Annotated in this window: 9 protein-coding genes; 6 read left to right on the forward strand and 3 right to left on the reverse strand. The window is 64.6% G+C overall.

Annotated elements, in window-relative coordinates:
• Positions 1-304 precede the first annotated feature (304 nt).
• From EPO55_RS01125 to EPO55_RS01135, 3 genes are all read left to right on the forward strand, one after another.
• On the forward strand, positions 305-1,435 hold the full coding sequence (locus EPO55_RS01125; RefSeq protein WP_296334539.1) for a type III PLP-dependent enzyme: 1,131 nt from the start codon (positions 305-307) through the stop codon (positions 1,433-1,435).
• 93 nt (positions 1,436-1,528) lie between these two features.
• A complete protein-coding gene (locus EPO55_RS01130) occupies positions 1,529-2,974 on the forward strand; it encodes a saccharopine dehydrogenase C-terminal domain-containing protein (protein WP_296334540.1) in 1,446 nt (481 codons plus the stop codon).
• Between the two features lie 125 nt (positions 2,975-3,099).
• Positions 3,100-3,897 (forward strand): FkbM family methyltransferase, encoded by a 798-nt coding sequence (locus EPO55_RS01135; RefSeq protein ID WP_296334541.1) that lies wholly within the window; start codon positions 3,100-3,102, stop codon positions 3,895-3,897.
• 3 nt (positions 3,898-3,900) lie between these two features.
• On the opposite strand, the gene EPO55_RS01140 is transcribed toward EPO55_RS01135, so the two are convergent.
• Complete coding sequence (locus EPO55_RS01140) at positions 3,901-4,905, reverse strand: hypothetical protein (protein WP_296334542.1); 1,005 nt, start codon at positions 4,903-4,905, stop codon at positions 3,901-3,903.
• Between the two features lie 126 nt (positions 4,906-5,031).
• Between EPO55_RS01140 and EPO55_RS01145 the strand changes: the two genes are divergently transcribed.
• A complete protein-coding gene (locus tag EPO55_RS01145; RefSeq protein WP_296334543.1) occupies positions 5,032-5,514 on the forward strand; it encodes a DoxX family protein in 483 nt (160 codons plus the stop codon).
• On the opposite strand, the gene EPO55_RS01150 is transcribed toward EPO55_RS01145, so the two are convergent.
• Complete coding sequence (locus tag EPO55_RS01150; RefSeq protein ID WP_296334544.1) at positions 5,415-6,914, reverse strand: sodium:proton antiporter; 1,500 nt, start codon at positions 6,912-6,914, stop codon at positions 5,415-5,417. The genes EPO55_RS01145 and EPO55_RS01150 overlap by 100 nt on opposite strands.
• A gap of 33 nt (positions 6,915-6,947) precedes the next feature.
• Positions 6,948-7,712, reverse strand: coding sequence for an SDR family oxidoreductase (locus tag EPO55_RS01155; RefSeq protein WP_296334545.1), 765 nt, complete (start codon positions 7,710-7,712; stop codon positions 6,948-6,950).
• Between the two features lie 52 nt (positions 7,713-7,764).
• Between EPO55_RS01155 and EPO55_RS01160 the strand changes: the two genes are divergently transcribed.
• Both EPO55_RS01160 and ugpB read left to right on the forward strand, forming a co-directional pair.
• Positions 7,765-8,457 (forward strand): glycerophosphodiester phosphodiesterase family protein, encoded by a 693-nt coding sequence (locus EPO55_RS01160; protein ID WP_296334546.1) that lies wholly within the window; start codon positions 7,765-7,767, stop codon positions 8,455-8,457.
• 130 nt (positions 8,458-8,587) lie between these two features.
• Positions 8,588-9,904, forward strand: coding sequence for a sn-glycerol-3-phosphate ABC transporter substrate-binding protein UgpB (gene ugpB, locus EPO55_RS01165; RefSeq protein WP_296334547.1), 1,317 nt, complete (start codon positions 8,588-8,590; stop codon positions 9,902-9,904).
• The last annotated feature ends 93 nt before the right edge of the window (positions 9,905-9,997 follow it).

Raw genomic sequence — 9,997 nt, forward strand, 5'->3', positions numbered from 1 at the left:
ACGCACGTGCCGCTGGCCCTTAGTGGTTACGCAACGACGGAAAGTGTTCTTTTTGGCAGTGCCGGTTTCGAACCGGGTCCGGGAAGGAGCTTCTGATATGGTTGCTTACCGCGCGGGGCGCATTCCCCGCTATTATGTCAATTGCCTGGCAACATGCCGGGCCGTCCCCCTCGACCTTCCGCTTACGCGGACCCTGTCTCCGTCGAGTATGGGCTGACGCACGCCGCCATTCTGGCGCCGTACGTCGCGTTCGACCTCTCCTGCCGAACCTGCCTGACTACTACTGACGGGGAACCCCCCAGCGATGACTGAGCGTATCTTTCGTTATCTCCGCGAGCAGCAGCCCGAGACGCCATGCCTGGTGATCGACCTTGACGTGGTCGAGAACAACTTCCGGCGCATGCGCGAACTGTTGCCGACGGCCCACATCTTCTACGCCGTGAAGGCCAACCCGGCGGCGCAGGTTCTGTCGCGCCTGGCGACGGCCGGCTCGAAGTTCGACACGGCGAGCCGTGGCGAGATCGAGCTGGTGCAGGCCACGGGCATCTCGATGGACCGCATCTCCTTCGGCAACACCATCAAGAAGGAAAAGGACATCGCCTGGGCCTACCAGCAGGGCGTGCGCCTGTTCGCCTTCGACAGCGAGGCGGAGTTGCAGAAGCTCGCCCGCGTGGCGCCGGGCGCCCGCGTGTTCTGCCGCGTGCTGGTCGATTGCGACGGCGCCGAGTGGCCGCTCAGCAAGAAGTTCGGCTGTGCGCCGGAGATGGCCAAGGATCTCCTGCGCAAGGCCAAGACCTGGGGCCTCGATGCCTACGGCATCTCGTTCCACGTCGGCAGCCAGCAGACCGACCTCGAGCAATGGGACAAGGCGCTTGCCCAGGTCTCGCAGATGTTCTTTGCCCTCGCCGAAGAGGGTGTGGACCTGCGCATGGTCAACCTGGGCGGCGGCTTTCCGGCCCGTTATCGGGCCGAGGTCAGCAGCATCGAGGCCTACTGCGAGGCGGTAGGCCGCGCGCTGGTGCGCCATTTCGGCAACCGCATGCCGGAGGTCATCATCGAGCCCGGCCGTTCCATGGTGGGCGACGCCGGCGTGATCCAGAGCGAGGTCGTGCTGGTCTCGCGCAAGGCGGCCAACGACCGCAAGCGCTGGGTCTATCTCGACATCGGCAAGTTCAGCGGCCTGGCCGAGACCATGGACGAGAGCATCAAGTACCGCCTGCGCACGAGCCGCGACGGCACGCGCGTCGGTCCGGTGGTGCTGGCCGGCCCGACCTGCGACAGCGCCGACATTCTCTACGAGAAGACGGAGTACAAGCTGCCGCTGTCGCTCAAGCCCGGCGACAAGGTCGAGATTCTCTCAACCGGTGCCTACACCACGACCTACTCGTCAGTGGCCTTCAACGGGTTCGCGCCTTTGAAAGCGATCTGCATCTAAGCTCAAATCTTCTCAAAAGGATCACCGACGGGGCCTTGAGAAAGGCCCCGTCGCCGTTTAACGACCCGAATCCCGTCGATCGGAGACCCAATCATGGCGAAGAAGAGCGCGCGCAAGGCAACCCGCAGCAGGAAGTACGTTTCGTTCAAGGGCCGCATGGTCATGATCGGCTTCGGATCGATCGGCCAGGGCGTGCTGCCGCTGATCCTGCGCCATATCGGCATCAAACCTTCCCAGATCACCATCATCGCCGAGGACCTGCGCGGCGGTATCCCGGAGGCCAAGCGCTACGGCGTCACCTTCATCGAGAAGCGGCTGACCAAGTCCAACTATCGCCGGATACTGGAAGGCCGGCTGGGCAAGGGCGATTTCCTGGTCAACCTCTCGGTCGAGGTCGCCTCGACGGCGCTGGTCGAACTCTGCCAGCAGGCCGGCGCGCTCTACATCGACACCTGCATCGAGCCGTGGCCCGGCGGCTACACCGATCCCTCGCTCTCCGTCTCGCGGCGCTCGAATTACGCGCTGCGCGACGCCATGCTGAAGCTCAAGCCCCGGTACCGCGGCGGCCCGACGGCGGTGATCGCCCACGGCGCCAATCCCGGTCTCGTCTCGCATTTCGTGAAGCAGGGCCTGATGAACCTCGCCCGCGACACCGGCGTGAAGGCGGCGGCGCCCTCGACGCGCGAGGGCTGGGGCAAGCTTGCCCGCCGGCTCGGCGTCAAGGTGATCCACATCGCCGAGCGCGATACCCAGGTCTCGCCTGTCCCGAAGGAAGTGGGCGAGTTCGTCAACACCTGGTCGATCGACGGCTTCGTCTCGGAGGGCGGCCAGCCGGCCGAGATGGGCTGGGGCACGCACGAGAAGACGCTGCCGCCCGATGGCCGGCGCCACAGCTTCGGCTGCGATGCCGCGATCTACCTCAATCGCCCAGGCCTGCTCACCCGCGTGCGCACCTGGACACCGCTCGAGGGCCCGTTCCACGGCTTCATCATCACGCACAACGAGTCGATCTCGATGGCCGACTACTTCACGCTGCGCGAGGGCAAGAAGGTCGTCTACCGCCCGACCGTGCACTACGCCTACCATCCCTGCGATCAGGCGATCATGTCGATGCACGAGATCTCGGGAAAGAATCTCAAGCAGCAGAAGCGGCAAAGGCTGATCGTCGAGGAGATCACCTCGGGCCGCGACGAGCTCGGTGTGCTGCTGATGGGCCACAAGAAAGGGGCCTACTGGTACGGCTCGCAGCTCGACATCCACGAGACTCGCAAGCTCACGCCCTACAACAACGCGACCTCGATCCAGGTCTGCGCGCCTGTCCTGTCCGGCATCGTCTGGGCGCTCGAGAATCCCGATTGCGGCCTCGTCGAGGCCGACGAGATGGATTTCGCGCGCAACCTCGAGATCTGCATGCCCTATCTTGGGCCGGTCGTCGGCCGCTACAGCGACTGGACCCCGCTGCGGGGCCGCGGCGTGCTGTTTCCCGAGGACCTCGACAAGGCCGATCCGTGGCAGTTCAAGAATTTCCGGGTGACTTGATAAGCCAATGAAATAGCGCCAGGCCACCTCGCGATCAGTGAAATGACATGAGGTCAGACCCGGGAAACAAAGCGGGGCGACCGCGTATCTGGACAAAGTTGTCCAACCGGCAACGGGTCTGGACAATGGCGCGCTGGCTCGGGCGTTGGGTGCTGGCGGGCGGGCACACTTTGCGCGGGCAGGCGCCGCGCTTCTGGTGCGTTTCACCGCCGTTGATATGCCGGCAAGTGATCTATGACCGTACGAAGAGGAAGTTCTTCTCCCTGAAGGCGCGGGACTCGGTCGACTTGAATCTCATGGGTCTGATCTTCGACAAGAACGAGTACGGACTCGAAAGGATCGGGCGGCGCGACGAGCTCGACGCGCAATACGAGACCATCGTCGCGCAGAATCTCTCACCCCTCATCATCGACTGTGGGGCGCATTGTGGGATTGCGACCAAATTCTTCGCCGAAACCTATCCGCAGGCGCGCATCGTTGCCGTCGAACCGGACGAAGACAATGTCGCGCTGGCGCGCGAGATCAACAGCGAGGAGCGGATTACCGTCCTGTGCGCGGCGGTCGGGAACGCCGATGGAACCGGGCGCCTGGAACGCCAGGACCGGAGCTTTGCCCACCGGGTCAATGGCGCTGTTGGGGGGGCGACCAGGATCTTGTCGATCAACACGCTTCTCGATGACGAGCGCCACCGGGGCGCCCGGCCGTTCATCGTGAAGATCGTCATCGAAGGGTCCGAAGAAAATCTGTTTGCGGACAACACGGACTGGATCGACGCGTTTCCCCTGCTGATCATCGAGCTGCACGACGGGATGCTGCCGGGGGAGGCAAACGCCCGGAATTTCCTCCGCGAGATGGGCAAGCGCAATCGCGATTTCCTGTACCATGGCAAGAACATCTTCAGCCTCTCGAATACCCTGGGGTAATCGTCAGCCAGACGTTGGCCTGACGTAGTGCCCGGCCCATCTGCCAGCCTTGAGACGTATCCGCGCGACCAGCCGCTCCATGAGGGACAAGGGTTCCGCAATCGATGCTTCCCCCGGAATGTCGCCAATCTCCTGTTGGATCCGCTTGAGGTGCGCGACATAGGGACCGTAGATGTCGTTCCGGACCACGGTGGGAAAAGGCCCAAGGTAGGAGACGTTGCTGCCGAGAAAGACGTTCGGTTCAATTTCCTTCAATCCCGAGAAGTGAAAGAAGATCAGCGGGAATTTTCCGTCGACCACGAACGCACCGTCTGGTCCCCGGGTGATCGAGTGCCGGCAGATGTTCCATGGCCCGACATTCGTGCCGGGATGTGTGACCTCGATGACATGCGGAAACCGCTGGAAGATGTGATCGAGATACTTCTGGTCGGCGAAGCGGTCGCCGTCGATGCAGCCGTAGCACCATTCGATGCAGCTGTTGCGCCACCATTGGGCCGCTGCCCGGCCCGTGGGGTCGGCCCGGAAGCTCACCCAGCCGACGTTGAAACGCCCGTATTTCTCGAGACGCTTCGCCCACCAATGGAAGCGGTGTCTGATCAAGCCGACCGATGCGTTCGTGATCGCCTCGAAGATCGGCGCCGGGCTCGAGTAGAACATCAGATCCGAGTCGAGATACGTCACGACATCTCCCGGGCCGGCCGCCTGGAGGGTCGACGCGACGATGCAACCCGAGAGTGTGAAGTAGTAGTCGCGGAGCGAGCGGTCGTCCTTGACGGCGAGCAGGTCGGGGTTCTCCCGCTCGAAGTCCGCAAGCTGCATCAATGTCACACCGGGCTCGTGCAGTCGCACCATGACGCGCGCACATTCCGGCGTGAGGCAAAGCACCGAGATCCGGCAATCCGGCTCGACGCAGCGCAGCGAACGGATCATCGCCAGTCCACGATCGAGATAGTGATGATCGAAGTAGGTGCAGTAGCGGTTCATGTCGGGCGGCAAGGCATAGGACACTTTTGCCGTCCGTGAAAGTTCAGGAACTTCCGCGTTTTTGTGATGGTCCGCTCACGCCTGCGTGAGAGGGTTTGACCCTGACGCCCGGCGTTTCTGCCTATACCGGCATCGACGCTGGGAGGACGCATGACGGCATTCATCGACACGTGGCGCGCCAGACTCGACGCCTTTCCGCTGCCGGCGCTGCAGCTCCTGATGCGCTTCAGCATCTTCTGGGTGTTCTGGCGCTCGGGCTCGCTCAAGGCCGACAACATCGAGCAGGCGATCGGGCTGTTCCGCGATGAATACAAGCTGCCGCTCCTGCCGCCCGAGATTGCGGCCTACCTGGGAACGGCGGTCGAGTTGGTGGCCCCCTGCCTGATTCTTGCCGGGTTGTTCACGCGGCTCGCCGCCCTGTCTCTGATCGGACTCACCCTCACCATCCAGTTCCTGGTCTACTGGAACGACTACCCCTCGCACCTACTGTGGCTGGCGATCCTGGTGTTCATCCTGACGCGTGGGCCAGGGCCTTACTCCCTCGACGCGCTTCTATTCAGGAAACGCGGGGCGGTGAACAGCAGCAGTAGCACGCCGGCGCCCGCTACGTTGACCAGGGTCGAGCCGACATAGAGCCAGAGCGCGAGATAGGCCGACGACATCACCAGGGTGATGGCCGCGACCCGCGAGCCGAAGGCAGTGAACTCGTTGAACGAGATGCGCTTGCCGTCCTTTTCGGCCAGTCCCGTCACCGTGACATTGGCCGACGCACCGATCAGCGTGCCGTTGCCGCCGAGACAGGCGCCGAGCGACAGCGCCCACCACAGCACCTGGCCGTCGGAACCGGCGTTGAGCTGGCCGAGCAGGCTCGCCACCAGCGGGATGGTGACGGCGGTATAGGGGATGTTGTCGATCACCGCCGAGAGAAAGCCCGAAACCCAGAGGATGATCAGGGCTGCGACCAGAAGAGTAGCGGTGGGTGACAGGCCAAAGCCGCTGGAGATCCGCTGGATGACCCAGGCGAGGCCATCGGCCAGGCTCTCGATCAGGCCGGTCGCCACCGCCGCGCCGACCAGGATGAACAGGAACAGGAAGAAAGCGAGCGTCGGCCACTCGATATCCTTCTCCAGGATGGTGAGCACGCCGTGCTGGCGCTCCTCGTGGGTCGGCTTGTGTTCCTTGAGGTAGTAGTAGTCTTGGGCGAACAGGATCGCGGCGATGCCGATCACCGCCGGCACCGCCACCGGCATGTGGGTGAAGGTGTGGGTCATGAAGCCCACAAAGATCAGCACCGTGATCCAGCAGGTGGCGCGCAGCAGCGGCACGTTTTCCAGCTTCGCACCGCTCGGCGCCGCGGCGCCGGCGTGGTCGACGTCGGCGGTCGTGCCGATGTCCGTTGGATAGTAGCGTCGGCTGTACCAGACCAGCACGATCATCATGAAAGTGCAGGGCACGGCGAGGTGATAGATGAAGTCCATGAAGCTGAGGCCGGTGCGCGGGTCGGCGCCGATCAGCACGTTGGGCGGATCGCCGATCAGGGTCGCTGTGCCGCCGATGTTGGCTGCCATCACCATGGGCAGGAAGAAGGCCGAGCCGTTGATTTTCAGCCGCCGCGCCATCTCCGAGGCCATCGGGTAGGCGAAGATGACGGTGGTGACGTTGTCGAGGATCGCCGACAGCACGCCGGTGAACCACAGGATCAGCCGTGCGGCGCGGCTGGGATTGCCGCGCGAGCGCTCGAGCAGGCGGTCGACCGCCCAGGGGAAGACGTTGGTGGTCTTGAGCACGCCCACCAGCGCCATCATGGCGAACAGCAGCAGGATGACGTTGAGGTCGACGGCATTCTTGGCGGTCTCGAACGAGATCAGCTTGAAGGGCGAGAAGTAGGAGACGAGCCAGATCACCGCGACCGCGCCGATCGGGACCAGCACGCGATGCACGCGATCGAGGGCCAGCAGGGCGAACATCGCGACCAGGATGAAGGCGACGATTCCCTGCGAGGCGATATCCCTGGTCGAATCGAAGCCGTGCATCGATCTTCCCCCCTGTCTTTTCTGGGCGGGCAGTCAGGCGAGATAGGTCGCCGACACCCCACCATCGACAATTAACGCATGGCCGTTGACATAGGAAGCGGCCGGCGAGGCGAGGAAGAGGGCGGCGCCGGCGATCTCCGACGGATCGGCCCAGCGCTTGGCGGGGCAGCGCTCGCGCTGGCGTTCGCCGGCCGGCGAGGCGATCAGCTGGGCGTTGGTCTCGGTGGCGAAGAAGCCGGGCGACAGCGAATTCGACGTGATCCCCGTGGCGCCGAGTTCGGCCGCCAGCGCGCGCGTGAGCGCCGCCAGTCCGCCCTTGGCCGCGACGTAGGAGACGGCACCCGGCACCGCGAGGTCGGCCACGATCGAGGTGACCAGGATCAGCCGCCCCCAGTGCCGCTCGATCATGCCCGGGGCCACCAGCTTGACCAGGGCATGGGCGGCGCTGAGGTCGACGTCGACCAGGCGGGCGAAGTCGTCGGCTGCGATGTCGGCGAAGGGCCGGCGGTCGCGCTCGCCGACATTGTGGATCAGGATGTCGATCGGCCCCGAGGCGGCCACCTCCGCCGCCATCGCAGACCGGTCGCTCATCTCGAAGGCCAGCGCATCGGCGGCGAAGCCCGCCCGGCGCAGCTCCTCCAGCCGGGGGGTGATCCGGTCCCGTGTGCGGCCATGCAGCAGGACCCGCGCGCCGGCCTCGGCCAGGGCCTTGGCCATCTCCCAACCGAGGCCGCGCGCCGAGCCCGTGACCAGGGCGGTGCGTCCATCGAGGCGAAACTTGTCGGGAAAGGTCGACATGGGGCGGGACAGTCGTCTATTGCGGCATCCCGAGTAAGCGTTGGAATCGTTCATGCTGCAACTGCCTAAAGTCATCGGCCATCGCGGAGCGGCGGCCTATGCCCCGGAAAACACGCTGGCCTCGTTCCGCGAGGCCCGGCGCCGCGGCGCCACCTGGGTCGAAATCGACGTCAAGCTGACGCGCGATGGCATCCCCATCGTGATGCACGATCCGTCGCTCAAGCGGACCATGGGGATCGACCGGCTGGTGGCGGAGATGCTGCGCGTCGACCTGCCGAAGGACGTCCCGACGTTCGAGGAGGCGATCGCCTGCTTCGCCGAACTCGGCCTCGGCTGCAACGTGGAGATCAAGCCCTGCGAAGGCCGGGAGGTCGAGACCGCGCGCGTGGCCGTCGAGACCCTGCGGCGTTGTTGGCCTGCGTCGCTGCCGCCGCCGCTGCTGTCGAGCTTCAAGGCCGCTTCGCTGGTCGCGGCCCGCGAGGCGGCGCCGGAATTTGCCCGGGCGATCCTGTTGGGCAGGATCGAGAAGAACTGGCGGGCGCGTGCCGAAGAAGTGGGCGCCGTGGGCGTCAACACCAACGGTGCCAAGCTTACCGCGCCCCAGGCCGTCGACATCAGGAAGGCAGGCTACGCCCTCAGCGTCTACACCATCGACGACGGCGCCGTGGCCAAGGCCCTGATCGGCATGGGCGTGGACTGCATCATCACCGACGCGCCGGACGTCATCCTGGCGGCCCTCAATTAATAGGGCGTTTTGGGGTTGCCTTTGGTACACAGTCTTGGTCGACTGTCATCAGATCGCAACAAATGTGACACATCGCAGTCTTTGGACCTGTCGATACAACGACGGGACTTCACAGGGAGGTTTTTGGACCATGACACGGATTCTATTGTCGTCCGTCGCGGCTGCGGCGGTTCTTGCCAGTGCGCAGGGCGCCGTCGCCCAGACCGAAATCCAGTGGTGGCACGCCATGGGTGGCAACCTCGGTGAGACGGTCAACCAGCTGGCCGACGGCTTCAACAAGTCGCAAAGCGAATACAAGGTGAACCCCGTCTACAAGGGTTCCTACACCGAGACCCTGACCGCCGCGATCGCCGCCTTCCGCGCCAAGCAGGCGCCGCACATCGTGCAGGTCTTCGAGGTCGGCACCGCCAACATGATGGCCGCCAAGGGCGCGGTCTATCCGGTGTTCCAGCTCATGGCCGATGCCAAGGAGCCGTTCGATCCCAAGGCCTATATCGGCCCGGTCTACGGCTACTATTCGACGACCGACGGCAAGCTCTTGTCGATGCCGTTCAACTCCTCGACCCCGGTGCTCTACCGCAACAAGGAGCTGATGCAGAAGGCCGGCCTCGACCCGAACAAGCCGCCGACAACCTGGCCGGAACTGGGCGAGATGGCCAAGAAGGCCGTCGCCGCCGGCGCCAAGTGCGGATTCACGCCGCAATGGCAGACCTGGACGATGATCGAGAACTACGGCGCCTGGCACAACCTGCCCTATGCGACCAAGGCCAACGGCTTCGGCGGCACCGACATCGAGCTCAAATTCAACGACGCGCCGCGCGTCAAGTTCATCCAGATGCTGGCCGACTGGAGCAAGGACAAGACTTTCGTCTATGGCGGCCGCGAAGGTAAATCGACGGCGCTGTTCAATGCCGGCGACTGCGTGTTCCACGTCGCCTCGTCGGCGTCGGCGGCAGGCATCGAAAAGGCGCTCGGCAAGGAGAAGGTGGCCATCTCGATGATGCCCTATTCGCCCGACGTCGCGCCCAAGCCGCAGAACTCCATCATCGGCGGCGCCACCTTGTGGGTGCTGCAGGGCAAGCCGGCACCCGAGTACAAGGGCGTGGCCAAGTTCCTGACCTACCTCGCCAGCACCCCGGTGCAGGCCAAGTGGCACCAGGAGACGGGCTACGTGCCGGTCACCCTGGCCGCCGCGGAAGTCACCGACAAGGCCGGCTTCTACAAGACCAACCCCGGCCGCGACGTCGCGGTGCAGGAGCTGACGCTCAACCCGGCGACGGAGAATTCCAAGGGCCTGCGCATCGGCAACTTCGTGCAGATCCGCGACATCGTCGACGGCGAGCTCGAGAACGTGTGGTCGGGCAAGAAGGACGCCAAGACGGCGCTCGACGACGCCGTGAAGGCCGGCAACGAGCAGCTCAAGCGCTTCGAAGCCGCCAACAAGTAGGATTGTGTGCGCGGCCTTCGCGATCGCTCCGACCCCCTCCGGCCTTCGGCCACCTCCCCCGCCAAGCGCGGGGGAGGAGAGCGGAGTTCTTCT

The sequence above is a fragment of the Reyranella sp. genome, assembly GCF_004296935.1.
Lineage (GTDB): Bacteria > Pseudomonadota > Alphaproteobacteria > Reyranellales > Reyranellaceae > Reyranella.

What these genes read in the sequence shown, in the direction of transcription:
- EPO55_RS01125 (WP_296334539.1), top strand. Translation starts at nt 305, where the DNA reads ATGACTGAGCGTATCTTTCGTTATCTCCGCGAGCAGCAGCCCGAGACG.
- EPO55_RS01130 (WP_296334540.1), top strand. Translation starts at nt 1,529, where the DNA reads ATGGCGAAGAAGAGCGCGCGCAAGGCAACCCGCAGCAGGAAGTACGTT.
- EPO55_RS01135 (WP_296334541.1), top strand. Translation starts at nt 3,100, where the DNA reads ATGGCGCGCTGGCTCGGGCGTTGGGTGCTGGCGGGCGGGCACACTTTG.
- EPO55_RS01145 (WP_296334543.1), top strand. Translation starts at nt 5,032, where the DNA reads ATGACGGCATTCATCGACACGTGGCGCGCCAGACTCGACGCCTTTCCG.
- EPO55_RS01150 (WP_296334544.1), bottom strand. Translation starts at nt 6,914, where the DNA reads ATGCACGGCTTCGATTCGACCAGGGATATCGCCTCGCAGGGAATCGTC.
- EPO55_RS01155 (WP_296334545.1), bottom strand. Translation starts at nt 7,712, where the DNA reads ATGTCGACCTTTCCCGACAAGTTTCGCCTCGATGGACGCACCGCCCTG.
- EPO55_RS01160 (WP_296334546.1), top strand. Translation starts at nt 7,765, where the DNA reads ATGCTGCAACTGCCTAAAGTCATCGGCCATCGCGGAGCGGCGGCCTAT.
- ugpB (WP_296334547.1), top strand. Translation starts at nt 8,588, where the DNA reads ATGACACGGATTCTATTGTCGTCCGTCGCGGCTGCGGCGGTTCTTGCC.